Consider the following 14,229-nt stretch of genomic DNA (forward strand, 5'->3'; position numbering starts at 1 on the left):
CACCATATAGAAAGCCGCAGGCTCCGTGAGAGGACCTGCGGCTTTCGTATTCTGCTGCATGGGGGAGCGCGGCGTCAGCGCTTTTCGCGCATGGACAGCACCCTTTGACGGATTGCGGCCGCTGCGGCGCGCGGGTCGTCCGCTTTCATAACGGCGGACACGACCGCCACACCCGCGATCGGGCTGTCCGCGAGAACGTCCAGATTATCTGCCTGCAGGCCGCCGATGGCGACCACCGGAATGGGAACGGCGCGGCAGATCTCGTTCAGTGTGGAAACCGGCGTCAGCCTGGTGGCAACGTGGGTCGTGGTGGGATAGATCGCGCCTGTGCCGAGGTAGTCCGCGCCGTCCGCATAAGCGGCCTTGGCGGCTTCGACGGATTTCGCGGTCGCGCCGACGATCCGGTCCGGCCCCAGCAGACTGCGGCAGACCGCAACCGGCAGGTCGCTCGCCCCGACATGCACGCCCGCCGCGCCGCAGGCGAGGGCGACGTCCACCCGATCGTCAATAATGAGCGGCACCCGGAAGCGGTCGGCGACCTCCTTGACCCGCCGCGCGAGCGCAAGGTAATCGCGGCCGCCGGTATCCTTTTCGCGAAGCTGAATGAGCGTCGCGCCGCCGGCGCAGGCCTCACTGACCGCGCTCAACAGGCTGTCCTCCGTGTGGTAGCTGCTGTCCGTAATAACGTAGAGCGTGGGATCGAATTGCATGTTGATTCCTCGATTCATATTGATATATTGAGCAGACCACAGCCCGATTCGAGCGCGCCGAGTCCGGCGCCATCCGGCGCGAACGCGGCGCTGTGGCCAATGAAGCGGTTCGGCGCGTATTGATCGGCGCCGAGTACGGTCATATGGTTTTCAATCGCGCGGGCGCACAGGAGGGTGCGCCAGTGCAGCAGCTTGTTCGGCCCCGCGACCCAGCCGGCGGGGACGAACAGAACTTCCGCACCTGCGGCCCGTTGCGCGGCAGCCAGCGCGGGAAAGCGAAGCTCGAAGCAGGTGATAATGCCAAGGCGTCCGGCGGGGGTATCTACTGTCGGAAAAGCACAGTCGCCCGCCCGACATTCATCGGATTCGCGGTAGTCGAACGCATCATACAGCATTTGCTTGCGGTGGCAGCCGCGCAACGTGCCGCGGGCATCCAGCACAACGACGGTGTTGTACGGCAGGCCATCCGTGCGCTCATATACACCGGCGGCAAGCCACAGGCCATGCCGCCGCGCCAGCTCGGCCAAGGCGGTCACGAACGGACCGTCCAGCGGCTCTGCGGCCTGTATGTTCAGCGACCGCCTGTTCGTTTTTGCATAAAACATGCTGTATTCCGGCAAAAACAGCATGGATGCGCCGGCATCCGAGCTTTCCTGCGCAAACGATTGAATGGCGTGCAGGTTGTGCCGCTTGTCCGTTCCGGCGCCGAACTGCGCAAGGGAAACGGTTATGCCTCGCGCCAGCCCTTGCATACGTCCACCCATGCCTTGTAGCCGGAGAACTGCTCCAGCTCCGGAATGGTCAGCTCGATGGCAGAGTTCGCGGAGCCGCAGGCGGGGAATACCGTTTCGAACCGGTGGAGTGATTCATCCAGGAAAACGGTCACGCCGGAGTTGATGCCGAACGGGCAGACCCCGCCGACCGCGTGGCCGATTTCCGGCTCGACCTCATCAAAGGCGAGCATTTTTGCCTTGCAGCCGAAGCGGGCCTTGTATTTGGGATTATCCACCTTAGCGTCGCCTGCGGTGACAATCAGGATTACGCCGCCGTTCGTGCGGAACGACAGCGTTTTGGCAATGCGGGCCGGCTCGCAACCGACAGCTTGTGCCGCCAGCTCGACGGTGGCGGAGGAGGTGTCGAATTCCAACACGCGTTGCGCCGCACCGAAGCGGGACAAATGGTTTTTTGCTTTTTCAATAGACATCAGGTAGTTCCTCCACTCTGTTCCGGTATGGTATCGATCAGGCGCTCGCATAGGCGGCGCAGATAGATCGCGGTTTCGCTCAGCGTCAGGCAAAGCACGAGACGCTCGTCCGGATCATGCGGGTCGGCGGGCAGATACTCGCGCAGCAGGGGCGGGATAAGCGCGCGGATGCGCTCCTTGTTCTGGAGCAGCCGCGTATAGCCGGCCTCAAAATCCACGCCGTCCCGTCCGGTCAGGGCCTTCACGTCGCTGAGCTTGAGCGTCTGCTTGAGATGGTAGACGCAGAGCAGCTGCATGATTTGCTGGCGGGTGTATTTTTTGCCGCGCACGGGCGCCAGCAAGCCCTCCTTGACATAGTTGTGGACCATGGTTTTTGTCAGCAACTTGTCAGTTGGGTCGCGTTTTTCCGCCGAAAGTGTCTCGTCGAACAGCGACAACACCTGGTCCATATACAGATCAAGCCGCGGCACATCGGCAGGCTGGATATCCTGATCGGAAAAAACCTCGTCGATCAGCGCATCAAGCTCGGACATGCGTTCACCTCATTCCTTTCCTTATATTATAGTCCTTTCCCTCGGCCGGTGCAAGGGTGCGGGCTATCTGTCCGGCGGCTCACTTTTGGAAAATATCGAGCGCATGGCTGGTGACGCCCGCCAGATCCGGCCGCTCGCAGGTGGCGAAGTGGTATTTCAGATACAGTGCGAAGGCCGCTTCGTCCATTTGGTCGACCGCCTCGCGCATGAACAGGGCACAGCCATCCGACGCCACATAATGCAGGCGGGTCACGGGGAAATCCGCCATCAGTTTGTCGATATCCTCCTTGCGAACAAGCTCGAACAGGTCCTTTGGCTGCGAGGTAGCGGCAAAGGTTTCCGCATCGAGCAGTCCGTCGCGGATATACGCGCGCACATCGATATTGCCCCGGTGGAAGCCTTCGTCCAGCAGGCAGCCGTCAGAGATGACATAAGCGGCGAAAACAATACCGCCCGGCTTTGTTACGCGGAGCGCCTCCCGCAGTGCCTGCTGCTTGTCCCGCTTGGTGTAGAGGTGGTACAGCGGCCCGAGCAGCAGCGTGATATCGTATGTGCCGTTCGGAAAGGCGGACAGATCCAGTGCGTTGCCCTGAACGACGCGCACCTTTTCCTGGGGCTGGGTGTGCGCGCGGAACACCTCGATGTTGTGTTCGACCAGCTCCACCGCGTCCACGGTGTAGCCCTGCTGCGCGAGCGCGTGGGAGTAGCGGCCGGTTCCCGCGCCGATTTCAAGCACGCGGCTGCCGGGGGACAGGTATTTCCCGATGTAATGCATGGTGGTCAGAAACTCAACCGTTCCGTGCGGGAGCCGCAGCCGGCTGTCCTCGTCATAGTGGTTGTAGAAATCGATCAGATAACGGTTGTCCATGATCGAAAGCCTCCTTTTGGGGAAATCGATGCGCCTGCCGCCGGACGGCCTGCGGCGTATTGCTGTGATTATACCACAGACCGGAACCGGCCGCAAGACGGCCGGCAGGTGGACAGCGGCACAAAAATATGCTATACTTAAACAATAAACCATGGGGGATTGCGATAAAAGGGGGCAAACCAGTGCGATGAAACGGTTTTTGAGGGATGGGCTTTTGGCGGCCTGCCTTGCGGTGATGCTTTCCGCTTTCGGAACCTGCGGTGCGGCCGGCACGAAACTGCCGGTGCTGATGTATCACGATTTGACGACCGACCCGTCCAAAACCAACAGCATGACGGTCACGGACGAACGGTTCCGGCTGGATATGGAATTTTTACAGCAGTTCGGCTATACGCCGCTGCTGCCGGCGGACCTGATCAATATTCGGGAAGGGAAAATGCAGCTGCCGGACAAGGCGGTGATGGTAACCTTCGACGATGGCTACCGCTCCAACTATGATTATGCTTATCCGGTGCTGCAGAACACCGGTATGAAAGCCGCGATTGCGGTTGTTGCGCATAATATCCGGCAGGAAGGGGACGCCGATTCCGCACGGCACAATATGACCTGGGATGAGCTGCGGGAGATGGTGGACAGCGGCGCTGTCGAGGTCGGCTCGCATACCTATAACCTGCATAACCCGCAGTATGGCGGAAACAACGCGCCCGATGGCATCAACGGGGTGATGCGCCTTAAGGGAGAATCGCGCAGCGCGTATAACGCGCGGGTGGGCGGTGACCTGTCGAGCAGCGTACAGTTGATCCTGACGCATACCGGCCAGGAAAAGGTCAATTATTTTTCCTACCCGTTCGGCGCGTATGACAGTTGGATGCCGGACTTGCTGGCACAGGCGGGGATACAGGTCAGCGCGCTGACCAATCCTGGTCTGTCCGAGATTTCCGTTACCCTACAGGGTCTTTCGCGTTACGGGATCACGATGGACCGGCCGGTGTCCGCGCTGCTGCGGCAGACCGACCAGGCGGTTCCGGCGCTGGCCGCGGTATCGGTCAACGGGGAGCTGGCCAAGCTGCCGGCCTACTACATCAATGGCAACAATTATGTGCGCGTGCGGGACGTTGCGGTCCTGCTGGGGGGAACGGGCAGCGCGTTTAACGTAGAGTGGAACAGCGGGAAAAATCGCGTGGAGCTGCAGTCGTTTACGCCATACACGCCGCTGGGGACGGAAAACGCGCCCCTGTCCGGCGAGACCCGCACGGTTCAGTCCATCACAGAGCCGACCGTGGCGGACAGCGTACCCAGCATGGTCGCGGCTTATAATGTTGACGGGTATACCTATTATAAGCTGCGTAGTCTGGGCGACCTGTGCGGTTTTGCAGTCGATTGGGACGAGGAATCGCAGACGGTCATTGTAACCGCTTAAAAGGGAAATACACCTGCTCGAAAAGGCAGGTGTATTTTTTGCTTGCAAGGGAAAAATGTTTACAAAACAGTGCTTGCATTTTTTGAAAAATGTAGTATCATAAAAGATATAAAATAGTTTTATAAACTATATTAAATTGAGGAGGAAACAATATGCCCCGCGTATTCCAGAAAGCCAGGGAGCCGTTTTCCAGTTATTCACATTTTGTGGGCGCGGTGCTCAGCGGGCTTGGTTTGCTGATCGTACTGGTGCGGTTGCTGTTCGGCAGTGCGGTATCAGGTTCGCTGGCTGCTGCGGCCGTTATCTTCTGCCTTTCCTTGATCGCTCTGTATTCCGCAAGCAGCGTGTACCACTTTTCCGAGAAGGGCGAAGCAGTGGTGCGGCGCCTGAAAAAGCTGGATCACAGCATGATCTATGTGCTGATCGCGGGAAGCTATACCCCGATTCTCTTACGCTATATGCCGTCGCCGCGCTGCTATGTGTTCCTTGGTGCGGTCTGGCTGGTCGCACTGGCCGGTATCGCGGTCAAGCTGCTCTGGATCGATGCGCCGCGATTGATCGGTACGGCGCTGTATCTGGTGCTTGGCTGGGCGATTGCCTTTGACTTTGGCGCGGTGCTGTCCATGCCCGTGCCGGCGATCGCCTTGCTGGCAGCAGGCGGCCTATCCTATACCGTGGGCGGTATTATTTATATGGCGAAGAAACCAAATCTCGGACCGCTGATCGGCTTCCATGAGCTGTTCCACCTGTTCGTGATCGTGGGAAGTCTGTGTCACTACGCGATGGTTTTTTGGTATGTGCTGTGATACCGCCTTTGAGCGGAATATACAAAGCTGCCAGTGGAAAACGTGAAAACTGCACAGCGCAGGGGGAAGAGCGACCGCTATTCCCTGTCATATATACACACAAAAAGAAAAAGATTATGAATTTTGTATAAAAACAGAATGTCAGTTTATACAAAAAGATCTAATTACTGTTGCAGGCGAGCAAAAAAACATGGTAAAATATTTGTCAAGAAATGAGAAATCTGGTAATTTTACTTGGCAAAAGGATGAAATCAATGAAGCAGATGCAGATAAACGGGCAGGATGCCCGTCAGTCGGTATGCACCGAAATAAAGGGCGGCTGGAGCCTCCTGCGCACGTCCGACTGTGCGGAGGGGCGCGAATATGCGCTGCGGGCGCATCGGAAAACCGACCGGACCCTGCGAATACTCGAGCAGACCCTGTATGCCATGCTGGAAGGCCTGTCTGTCGCGGTGCTGGTGGAAGACAACACCGGCCGGATTGCGCATATGGCCATGCAGGCGGTAAAGGGGCAGGCGCCGGATTGCCGGTTGCTGGCGCGTGCCGGTGGGACCGCGTTTGTCGCGCTGCCGGAGCCGGATGCCTGCCGGACTGTGGTGGAGAAGCTGGCGGAATTGTCGCATGGCCGTGAAGATGTCCGGATTCGGATTGCCGGCTATATGGGCGCGTGCCTGCCGGAAGTCCGTTTCGCGGGCCTGCTCAAGGGCGGCGCGGACGTGGAGCTGCTTTACACAGGCGGAGCTTGTCCGGAGCTGCGGTTCCGCACGCGGCGGGAGCATATGACGGCGGATGCGGTATGGATGCGCCTGTACCCCTGCTGGCAGGCAGCGGCATAAAAGAGAAACCGTTTTTCCATGTACGACATGGGAAAACGGTTTTTTTATTTTATTTTCGGGAATACTTGACAAGAGTTGAAAAGAGGAGTAAAATATCAATTGATATAAGATATTAATTAGAAAGAGGGTGACATTATGCAGACCAGAAATACTGTACAGCGTCAGATTGTCCTGCAGGCGGTATTGCGCATGCACGACCATCCAACGGCGGATACTGTATATGCGGCGGTTGCGGCGGAGCACCCGTCGATCAGCAAGGCCACAGTATACCGCAATTTGAACCAGCTGGCCAATCAGGGAGAGATCCGCCGTGTTCCTGTTCCAAACGGGGCGGACCGCTTTGATTTCAATACCGAGGAGCATTACCATGTCCGCTGCAGCGGCTGCGGCGCGGTGTTCGATGTGTATATGCCACATATCGATAACCTGATCGAGCGCATCGACGATGCGTCTGGCGTTTCGGTGCAGCGGTACGATATTTTGTTCGAGGGTCTTTGCCCGAAATGCGGCGGCAAGGCGTAACCGGTGTTATTTTGGCGGCGGAAGCGCCGTTCACAAATAAAAATCCTGTAAAAAACGAGAGGAGAAATGTTATTATGGCAAACTTGAAGGGCAGCAAGACGGAAGCAAACCTCCAGACCGCTTTTGCGGGCGAGTCCATGGCGCGCAATAAATACACCTATTTTGCATCCAAGGCACGGAAGGACGGCTACGTCCAGATTGCGAAGATTTTTGAGGAAACCGCGAATAATGAGAAGGAGCATGCGAAGATCTGGTTTAAGCTGCTCAACGGCGGCATCGACGATACCGCGGCCAACCTGAAAGCGGCGGCCGAGGGTGAGAACTACGAGTGGACCGACATGTACGCGACCTTTGCCAAGGAAGCGCGCGAGGAAGGCTTCGACGATATTGCGTACCTGTTTGAAAAGGTCGGTGAGATCGAGAAGGAGCATGAGGCCCGTTACCTCAAGCTGCTCTCCAACGTGGAGAACAAGGTGGTATTCTCCCGCGACGGCGACTGCATCTGGCAGTGTTCGAACTGCGGCCACATCGTTGTTGGCAAGCAGGCGCCTGAGGTATGTCCGGTTTGCGCACATCCGCAGGCTTACTTTGAGATCAAGGCGGACAACTATTAAGATATAAGATGCTGCGCATCCGTTCCGAAAGCGCAGGCTGAAATAAGAAACACCGCGGAATTTTGATTCCGCGGTGTTTTTTCAGTTTTCGGCGAACAACGGGGTGGAGAAATACCGCTCCGCGGTATCCGGCAGGACGGTAACGACCGTTTTGCCAGTACCGAGCTTTTTGGCAAGCTGGATGGCGGCCGCGACGTTTGTACCGCTCGAAATGCCGCACATCAGCCCCTCGAGCCGCGCAAGGTCCTTGGCGGTGCGGAGCGCCTCCTCGTCCGTAACGATGTAGAGGTGGTCGTAGATTTTGGTGTTCAGGTTTCTGGGGATGATGCCGTCGCCAATACCCATTTGCAGGTGGGTGCCGATCGAACCGCCCGACAGGATGGCGGCGTTCTCCGGCTCGACCGCCCAGATTTCCAACTGAGGGTTCTGCGCCTTGAGCACCTCGCCGATGCCGCTGATCGTGCCGCCTGTGCCGAAGCCGGAGCAGAACCCATCGATCGGGGCGCCGACCTGTTCCAGGATCTCGGTTGCGGTATGATGCCGGTGGACCGCAGGATTAGCGGGGTTGTCAAATTGGCCAGGAACAAAGACCTTTGGGTCATTTTTTGCCATTTCGTTCGCAATTCGCTGGCATTCCGCAATACAGTCGCCGATATTGCCCGCGTCATGTACCAGAATGACTTCAGCGCCATAGTGCTGCACCAGCTTGCGGCGCTCCTCTGAAACGGAGTCCGGCATGATGATTTTGACCGCGTAGCCCTTGACCGCGCCGCACAGCGCCAGGCCGATGCCCTGGTTGCCGCTGGTCGGCTCGACGATGACCGTATCCGGCTGGAGCAGCCCGCGGCGCTCGGCATCCTCCACCATATTGAGCGCGGTCCGCGTTTTGATCGAGCCGCCGACATTAAGCCCCTCGAATTTGACGAACACCTCCGCGCAGCCCGCCGGAACCATACGGTTCAGGCGAACCATGGGCGTATGGCCGACTGCCTCGAGGATGTTACTGTATACCATTGAAAAATCTTCCTCTCAAACGTGTCTACCCCACATTATAGCACAACCTTTTGCATAAGCATAGAACAGATTGACCAAATTGTGTCAATCTGTACGGCTTTTTTTAGAGTTTATGCAGGGAGGAGGTGAAATGTGATGGAGATACATTTTAAGCAGGCGAACGGCGGCAACTATCTGCCCGCGTCGCGCGGCAAGGGGGATATTCAATATCTGGTGATCCATTTTACGGCCAACGACGGGGATACCGCGCAAAACAACGCCGATTATTTCGCGCGGGAGGATATCTCGACCTCGGCCCACTATTTTGTGGACGAAAACGAGGTCTGGCAGAGCGTTGCCGACCATGATATTGCCTGGCACTGTGGCACGAAAGGGACCTATTACCATCCCTACTGCCGCAATGCCAACAGCATCGGCATTGAGATGTGCAGCCGGCTGCAGGATGGGAAGTACTACTTCCGGCAAGGCACAATCGAAAACGCGGAGGCGCTGGCGCGCATGCTGATGGAGAAATACGGCATCGGGGCCGATCATGTGGTGCGCCATTACGATGTGACGCACAAGACCTGCCCCGCGCCGTATGTAGAGAGCGCGGCGGCATGGAACGCATTCAAAACCGGATTGACAGGGGAGATGGATGATATGACGGCAGACGAGGTAAAGCGGCTGATCGAGCAGAGCAGGACGGTTTACGGGACAGTGGACGCGGTGCCTGACTGGGGGCGCGCGACGGTGGAAAAGCTGGTGCGCAACGGCTGGCTCAAGGGCGAGGGGGACGGCAAGGGCCTGAACCTGTCCGAGGACCTGCTGCGCACGCTGGTTATAAATGACCGAGCGGGCATTTATGGGGAATGAAGTAGAAAAAACGGCGGAAATGCAGGATTTCCGCCGTTTTTTTTCAGGTTGGGGTGTGCATAGCCTGTTGCCGCACCGCCTGCTGATGCACGCTCCACCAGCACAGCCCGCAGAGGAACGCGGCGCGCATTGCCTCGCCGACATAGTCGTTGGCGAGCGTTTCCAGCTCGAAAGCGGCCGGCTGCTGGTCGAGCAGTTTGTAGAACGCGCTGGACTCGGCTTCAATCTCGTTTTGGAGACGTTTGTAAAGCGGAGATTCCAGCCAAAGCTCATACTGCCCATGTAGATAATTGTACATTTGTTATTCACCTCACCTTGTATTGTACTAAAGATAGTACAATATGGCAATGGCAAATATGTACTAAAAAATGAACATATATTGTGCAATTTTATGTGTGGTGCTATAATGATAAAAAAGGTGGTGAGTGTTTGCCAATTTGTTATAATAAGCTGTTCGCTACGATCAAGCAGCGGGGAAAAACAGAATATTACCTCCGAAAAAATGGTATTAGTCCGTCTATCTTGAGCAAATTGAAGAATGGGACAGGCGGTATCGATGCGCGAACAATAGAAAAGCTCTGTAAGTTGCTGGATTGTCAACCAGGAGATTTGATGGAATATAAAGAAAGCCCTCAGTCATCCGACTGAGGGCTTTTTGTCAGCGGCTTCCGGTGCCGCGGGCTTATGTAATCAGTCCAGATAGGTGATTTTTTCAACCCCCTTGATGCCCAGCCCCGGCTCGTCGGAAACCGTGATGTCCTTTTCATGGAACACCGCGCCGCCGAGGATGGGATCCTCGGTGCAAAGCACCGGACCGTCCAGGTCGATTTTGGTGATCACCTGCCTGGCACAGGCCAGATGGATGGCCGCGTTGACGCTGACCTTGGCCTCCAGCATACAGCCGAGCATGCACTCCACGCCGTATACCTCGGCCGCGGACGCGATCTTGAGCGCGTTGTACAGGCCGCCGGCTTTCATCAGTTTGATGTTGACCAGGTCGGCCGCGCGCATCTGCATGATGGTCAGCGCGTCGGCCGGCCCCTGCACGCTTTCGTCCGCCATGACCGGAATGGAAACGTTGTCGGTCACATACTTCAGGCCGGTCAGGTCGTGCTGCGCGACCGGCTGTTCGACAAATTCAATATCCAGACCGGCGTCCTCCATCTGGCCGAGGATGCGCACGGCCTCCTTGGGCTTCCAGCCCTGGTTGGCGTCGATGCGGAGCTTGATGCCTTGGCCGACCTCGGCGCGGATGGCCTGCAAGCGGCGCAGGTCGAGCGGCGCGTCCTTGCCGACCTTGCACTTGAGGCAGTCGTACCCGCGGTCAACGGCGTTGCGCGCGTCGCGCGCCATTTCCTCCGGATCGTTGACGCTGATGGTGATATCGGTCACGATTTGGCTGCGGCTGCCGCCGAGCATCTTGTATACTGGTATGTGGTAAAGCTGGCCGTACAGGTCCCAGAGCGCCATATCGACCGCGGCCTTGGCGCTTGTGTTTTTCAGGATGCAGCCCTGCAGGGCGAGCATCAGGTTTTCAAAATCGTCCACCTCGCGGCCGAGCAGGGTGGGGGCGATATGGTCGCGGACCGCGCCGATGATCGCGCCTGCGGTATCGCCCGTGACCGCGCCGGTCGGGGGCGCCTCACCGTAACCGACCGCACCGGTGTCCGTGTGTATCTCAACGATCACGTCCTCGACGGAGGAGACCGAGCGCACCGCAGTCTTGAACGGCACGCGCAGCGGGACGGAAATGCGCCCCAGGCGGATATTGGTAATCTTCATACTGGTTCAGCTCCTTTTGACATAGTCGTGTGTGGGCGGGTCAGCGGGCTAGCTCGTACATTGCCGCCGCGATGATCTCCGCGTTCTGGATGAGGCGCTCGACCTCCATATATTCATCCGGCTTGTGCTCGCGTATCTCGTCGCCGGGGAAGATCGGGCCGAACGCGACCAGATTGGGGATGGATTTGGCGTAGGTGCCGCCGCCGATGGATTTCAGGACCGCCTTTTCACCGGTCTGCTCCTCGTACACCTGGGACAGCTTGCGGATCAGCTCGCTTTCCGGCGGCATATAGATCGCGGCCTTGTGCTTCATTTTTGTCTCGTGGAAGCCGCCGAGCGCGAAGGCGCGCTCCATGCGGGGATGCGCGCCGTCATAGGTTTTGGTGACCGGATAACGCACGGAAAGCGTGAGCGACAGCGTTTCCTCCGCAAAGGCCGCCACGCCGAGGTTGACTGTCAAGTCGCCCGAAAGGTCGTCGCGCATGGCAAGGCCGAGGGATTCGCCGTGCGTTTCCATGCCGATACGTCCGGCCAGGAACGCCATGCAGTCGGCCAGCTCGCCCTCGAGTGGGAGCTGGGTAAGCGCTAGCGCAAGGCGGCCGATGGCGTTCTCGCCCTGCTCGGGCGTGGAGCCGTGTACGGATACGCCCTGCGCCTCTACGCGGATGCCGCCCTCGATCGGCGTCACCGTGACCTTGCTGGCCTGGATGCGCGCTGCCGCGTCGGCCGGACAGGCCAGCTCGGCCATCGCATAGGCAGGGGAGACGTTGGCGGCTGTGCCGCCCTCGAACCGGAGCAGGCGGCAGGGGCCGGTCTGCTCCAGCCTGCGGGAGTAGACGCAGTTCATGATTCCCTTTTCCCCGTTGATGATCGGGTACTCGCCGTCCGGTGTGAAGCCCATGACCGGCGTTTCGCCGCCATGTGCCAGATACCACGCCATATCGTCGCAGCCGGTCTCCTCGTTCGTGCCGAACAGAATGCGGATGCGGCGGGAGGGGATGAAGCCCGCGTCCTTGAGCGCTGCCAGTGCGTACAGCGCGGCCACGGTCGGCCCCTTGTCGTCCATCGTGCCGCGGCCGTAGATGCGCCCGTCTTTGACCTCGCCGGAGAACGGCGCGGCGGCGTTCCATCCGTCGCCGGCAGGCACAACGTCCAAATGGCCGAGCACGGCGATCATTTCCTCGCCCTTGCCGTATTCGCACCAGCCGACGCGGTCGTCCATATTCACGGTGGGGAAGCCCAGGCGCTCGCACAGCGCGAGCGTTTCGTGCAGGCAGCGCGCGACCTCTCGGCCGTAGGGTGCGCCCGCCTCGGGCGTTCCCTCGACGCTGGGGATGCGGATGAGGGCGGCCAGGCTTTGCAGCAGCTCGTCCGCATGCGCGCGGATATAGGGCTTAAAGTCCATATTTATATTCCTCCTTTGGTTATTAACGGCTTATTAACGGTTCTATATCATATTGTACAGGATAAAACGGGAATTTGCAAACCCATCTGTGCAGTTTGCTTGTAATTATCTTGCAAAAAGCCGCGGGATACGGTATACTATTACTGTCATCTGTCAAGGCGTGCGGAGCCGGCGCAGGTGGGAAAAGAGAATGAAAAAGAAATGAGGGAGGAAACCTATGATAACAAACGGTTTTACTTACTTTGCGGTGCTGGCATTTCTGGCTGCAGTGCTGGTGGGTGCGGAAAAGCTGACCAAATGGAAGTTTTTCAAGTTTATCCCGCCGGTCGTGCTGCTGTATTTGCTGACGATGCTGCTGTGTACCGCAGGGGCGTGGGATATGGAGGCGACCTCGGCGGCATATGGCGCGCTGAAAAATAATATCCTGTACGCCATGCTGGTGCTGATGCTGCTGCGCTGCGATATCCGCAAGATACTCAAGCTCGGCCCCCGCATGCTGGGCGGCTTTTTCGCGGCGAGTATCTCGATTTCGATCGGCTTTATTCTAACCTACGCGATCATGCATGGACAGCTCGGTTCGGAAGCGTGGAAGCCCTTGGGCGCGCTGTGCGGCAGCTGGATGGGCGGATCGGGCAACCTTGTCGCCGTATCTGAGGCCCTGCATATCGGAGAAGCGGATCTTGCGTATGCACTGGTGATCGACTCGATCGATTATTCCATCTGGGTCATGTTCCTGCTTTGGGCGATCTCGTTCGCACCGCAGTTCAACAAATGGACCAAAGCCTCCACCGCAACGCTGGACGAGGTTTGCGCCCGCCTGGAAGCGGAAGAAAAAGAGGCGGATAAGCATATTACCTTTGCCGGCCTGCTGTTCCTGATCGGCGGCGCGCTGCTGGTTTCCGCAATCGGGCAGAACATTGGCGCAGCAATCAACGGCGTCGCACCTTGGCTGGATAAGGCGACCTGGACGGTGCTGGTGGTCACGGTGGTTGCGCTGGTTGCGGCGGTTACACCGATCGGCAAGATCGCGGGTGCGGCCGAGTTGTCCAATGTACTGCTGTACATGGTCATCGCGCTGCTGGCGTCCCGCGCAAGCCTGCTGGAGCTGACGGAAGCACCGGTATGGATCATTTCCGGCTTTATGATTCTCGGAATACATGGGATTATTCTGGTTGCCTTGGCAAAAATCTTCAAGCTGGATATGTTCACCTGCGGCGTTGCTTCGCTGGCCAATATCGGCGGCACGGCCTCCGCGCCCATCCTGGCCGGCTCGTATTCCGGCGCGCTGGTGCCGGTCGGCGTTCTGATGGCGCTGATGGGCTATGTCATCGGAACGGGCGGCGGTATTCTGACCGCGAATATCATGAAATTTTTTGCATAACGATCTCTTTTCCAAATGGAAAGCGGCTGTCCGAACCGGACAGCCGCTTTTTATTTTCGGTGTAGGACAAAATGGTTTTTACGGAAGGAGAGCAGCCCGTCCCGCTGCATTTTGCTCAGCTCGTTCGACAGGGCGCTGCGGTCCGCGCCGAGATAATCGGCAAGCTGCTGGCGGTCGAACGGGATATCGAACGTATCGCAGCCGTTCTGCACGGCCTGCGCGGACAGATAGGACAACAGCCTGCCGCGCAGGGATTTCGGCGTTGTGTGGAAGATTTTG

Annotated in this window: 18 protein-coding genes; 8 read left to right on the plus strand and 10 right to left on the minus strand. The window is 58.1% G+C overall.

Features of this window, described 5'->3' with window-relative positions:
• Positions 1-74 precede the first annotated feature (74 nt).
• The 5 genes from thiE to OCV66_RS06000 form a co-directional block, all read right to left on the minus strand.
• Positions 75-710 (minus strand): thiamine phosphate synthase, encoded by a 636-nt coding sequence (thiE, locus tag OCV66_RS05980; protein ID WP_107630887.1) that lies wholly within the window; start codon positions 708-710, stop codon positions 75-77.
• A gap of 14 nt (positions 711-724) precedes the next feature.
• A complete protein-coding gene (locus OCV66_RS05985; RefSeq protein ID WP_186949604.1) occupies positions 725-1,462 on the minus strand; it encodes a nitrilase-related carbon-nitrogen hydrolase in 738 nt (245 codons plus the stop codon).
• Complete coding sequence (locus OCV66_RS05990; protein ID WP_054326810.1) at positions 1,438-1,914, minus strand: YbaK/EbsC family protein; 477 nt, start codon at positions 1,912-1,914, stop codon at positions 1,438-1,440. Before OCV66_RS05990 ends, OCV66_RS05985 begins: the two co-directional genes overlap by 25 nt.
• A complete protein-coding gene (locus tag OCV66_RS05995) occupies positions 1,914-2,447 on the minus strand; it encodes a DUF1836 domain-containing protein (protein ID WP_107630885.1) in 534 nt (177 codons plus the stop codon). The genes OCV66_RS05990 and OCV66_RS05995 overlap by 1 nt, the downstream gene beginning before the upstream one ends.
• A gap of 79 nt (positions 2,448-2,526) precedes the next feature.
• The gene (locus tag OCV66_RS06000) at positions 2,527-3,315 is read right to left on the minus strand and encodes a class I SAM-dependent methyltransferase (RefSeq protein ID WP_054326812.1); all 789 of its coding nucleotides are present in this window, start codon (positions 3,313-3,315) and stop codon (positions 2,527-2,529) included.
• Positions 3,316-3,502: 187 nt separating this feature from the next.
• Here OCV66_RS06000 and OCV66_RS06005 point away from each other — a divergent pair, with 187 nt between their 5' ends.
• From OCV66_RS06005 to rbr, 5 genes are all read left to right on the plus strand, one after another.
• Entirely contained in the window at positions 3,503-4,735 is a 1,233-nt protein-coding gene (locus OCV66_RS06005; protein WP_159068066.1) for a polysaccharide deacetylase family protein, read from the plus strand.
• A 152-nt stretch (positions 4,736-4,887) separates the two neighbouring features.
• Complete coding sequence (gene trhA, locus OCV66_RS06010; RefSeq protein ID WP_054326814.1) at positions 4,888-5,541, plus strand: PAQR family membrane homeostasis protein TrhA; 654 nt, start codon at positions 4,888-4,890, stop codon at positions 5,539-5,541.
• Between the two features lie 254 nt (positions 5,542-5,795).
• The gene (locus OCV66_RS06015; protein ID WP_054326815.1) at positions 5,796-6,377 is read left to right on the plus strand and encodes a hypothetical protein; all 582 of its coding nucleotides are present in this window, start codon (positions 5,796-5,798) and stop codon (positions 6,375-6,377) included.
• A 135-nt stretch (positions 6,378-6,512) separates the two neighbouring features.
• Positions 6,513-6,899 (plus strand): Fur family transcriptional regulator, encoded by a 387-nt coding sequence (locus OCV66_RS06020; RefSeq protein ID WP_054326816.1) that lies wholly within the window; start codon positions 6,513-6,515, stop codon positions 6,897-6,899.
• Positions 6,900-6,973: 74 nt separating this feature from the next.
• The gene (gene rbr / locus OCV66_RS06025) at positions 6,974-7,513 is read left to right on the plus strand and encodes a rubrerythrin (protein ID WP_054326817.1); all 540 of its coding nucleotides are present in this window, start codon (positions 6,974-6,976) and stop codon (positions 7,511-7,513) included.
• 81 nt (positions 7,514-7,594) lie between these two features.
• Here the strand turns inward: rbr and cysK are convergent, their stop codons facing one another.
• A complete protein-coding gene (cysK, locus tag OCV66_RS06030; protein ID WP_054326818.1) occupies positions 7,595-8,527 on the minus strand; it encodes a cysteine synthase A in 933 nt (310 codons plus the stop codon).
• Positions 8,528-8,662: 135 nt separating this feature from the next.
• Here cysK and OCV66_RS06035 point away from each other — a divergent pair, with 135 nt between their 5' ends.
• Entirely contained in the window at positions 8,663-9,382 is a 720-nt protein-coding gene (locus tag OCV66_RS06035) for a peptidoglycan recognition protein family protein (RefSeq protein WP_054326819.1), read from the plus strand.
• A 43-nt stretch (positions 9,383-9,425) separates the two neighbouring features.
• Here OCV66_RS06035 and OCV66_RS06040 read toward each other — a convergent pair whose 3' ends face one another.
• The gene (locus OCV66_RS06040; protein ID WP_054326820.1) at positions 9,426-9,680 is read right to left on the minus strand and encodes a hypothetical protein; all 255 of its coding nucleotides are present in this window, start codon (positions 9,678-9,680) and stop codon (positions 9,426-9,428) included.
• Positions 9,681-9,775: 95 nt separating this feature from the next.
• On the opposite strand from OCV66_RS06040, the gene OCV66_RS06045 reads away from it, so the two are divergent.
• Positions 9,776-10,030, plus strand: coding sequence for a helix-turn-helix domain-containing protein (locus OCV66_RS06045; RefSeq protein WP_242977963.1), 255 nt, complete (start codon positions 9,776-9,778; stop codon positions 10,028-10,030).
• A gap of 42 nt (positions 10,031-10,072) precedes the next feature.
• Here the strand turns inward: OCV66_RS06045 and OCV66_RS06050 are convergent, their stop codons facing one another.
• Both OCV66_RS06050 and pepV read right to left on the minus strand, forming a co-directional pair.
• A complete protein-coding gene (locus OCV66_RS06050) occupies positions 10,073-11,164 on the minus strand; it encodes a dipeptide epimerase (protein WP_147573957.1) in 1,092 nt (363 codons plus the stop codon).
• 40 nt (positions 11,165-11,204) lie between these two features.
• Positions 11,205-12,569 (minus strand): dipeptidase PepV, encoded by a 1,365-nt coding sequence (gene pepV / locus OCV66_RS06055; protein WP_107630878.1) that lies wholly within the window; start codon positions 12,567-12,569, stop codon positions 11,205-11,207.
• A 217-nt stretch (positions 12,570-12,786) separates the two neighbouring features.
• On the opposite strand from pepV, the gene OCV66_RS06060 reads away from it, so the two are divergent.
• Entirely contained in the window at positions 12,787-13,950 is a 1,164-nt protein-coding gene (locus OCV66_RS06060) for a DUF819 family protein (protein ID WP_054326822.1), read from the plus strand.
• Between the two features lie 50 nt (positions 13,951-14,000).
• On the opposite strand, the gene OCV66_RS06065 is transcribed toward OCV66_RS06060, so the two are convergent.
• Positions 14,001-14,229 (minus strand): helix-turn-helix domain-containing protein (locus OCV66_RS06065; RefSeq protein ID WP_147573976.1); only part of this gene is annotated, 229 nt, incomplete at its 5' end.

Source organism: Agathobaculum ammoniilyticum, from assembly GCF_025567315.1.
Taxonomy (GTDB): domain Bacteria; phylum Bacillota; class Clostridia; order Oscillospirales; family Butyricicoccaceae; genus Agathobaculum; species Agathobaculum ammoniilyticum.

What these genes read in the sequence shown, in the direction of transcription:
- thiE (WP_107630887.1), bottom strand. Translation starts at nt 710, where the DNA reads ATGCAATTCGATCCCACGCTCTACGTTATTACGGACAGCAGCTACCAC.
- OCV66_RS05985 (WP_186949604.1), bottom strand. Translation starts at nt 1,462, where the DNA reads ATGCAAGGGCTGGCGCGAGGCATAACCGTTTCCCTTGCGCAGTTCGGC.
- OCV66_RS05990 (WP_054326810.1), bottom strand. Translation starts at nt 1,914, where the DNA reads ATGTCTATTGAAAAAGCAAAAAACCATTTGTCCCGCTTCGGTGCGGCG.
- OCV66_RS05995 (WP_107630885.1), bottom strand. Translation starts at nt 2,447, where the DNA reads ATGTCCGAGCTTGATGCGCTGATCGACGAGGTTTTTTCCGATCAGGAT.
- OCV66_RS06000 (WP_054326812.1), bottom strand. Translation starts at nt 3,315, where the DNA reads ATGGACAACCGTTATCTGATCGATTTCTACAACCACTATGACGAGGAC.
- OCV66_RS06005 (WP_159068066.1), top strand. Translation starts at nt 3,503, where the DNA reads ATGAAACGGTTTTTGAGGGATGGGCTTTTGGCGGCCTGCCTTGCGGTG.
- trhA (WP_054326814.1), top strand. Translation starts at nt 4,888, where the DNA reads ATGCCCCGCGTATTCCAGAAAGCCAGGGAGCCGTTTTCCAGTTATTCA.
- OCV66_RS06015 (WP_054326815.1), top strand. Translation starts at nt 5,796, where the DNA reads ATGAAGCAGATGCAGATAAACGGGCAGGATGCCCGTCAGTCGGTATGC.
- OCV66_RS06020 (WP_054326816.1), top strand. Translation starts at nt 6,513, where the DNA reads ATGCAGACCAGAAATACTGTACAGCGTCAGATTGTCCTGCAGGCGGTA.
- rbr (WP_054326817.1), top strand. Translation starts at nt 6,974, where the DNA reads ATGGCAAACTTGAAGGGCAGCAAGACGGAAGCAAACCTCCAGACCGCT.
- cysK (WP_054326818.1), bottom strand. Translation starts at nt 8,527, where the DNA reads ATGGTATACAGTAACATCCTCGAGGCAGTCGGCCATACGCCCATGGTT.
- OCV66_RS06035 (WP_054326819.1), top strand. Translation starts at nt 8,663, where the DNA reads ATGGAGATACATTTTAAGCAGGCGAACGGCGGCAACTATCTGCCCGCG.
- OCV66_RS06040 (WP_054326820.1), bottom strand. Translation starts at nt 9,680, where the DNA reads ATGTACAATTATCTACATGGGCAGTATGAGCTTTGGCTGGAATCTCCG.
- OCV66_RS06050 (WP_147573957.1), bottom strand. Translation starts at nt 11,164, where the DNA reads ATGAAGATTACCAATATCCGCCTGGGGCGCATTTCCGTCCCGCTGCGC.
- pepV (WP_107630878.1), bottom strand. Translation starts at nt 12,569, where the DNA reads ATGGACTTTAAGCCCTATATCCGCGCGCATGCGGACGAGCTGCTGCAA.
- OCV66_RS06060 (WP_054326822.1), top strand. Translation starts at nt 12,787, where the DNA reads ATGATAACAAACGGTTTTACTTACTTTGCGGTGCTGGCATTTCTGGCT.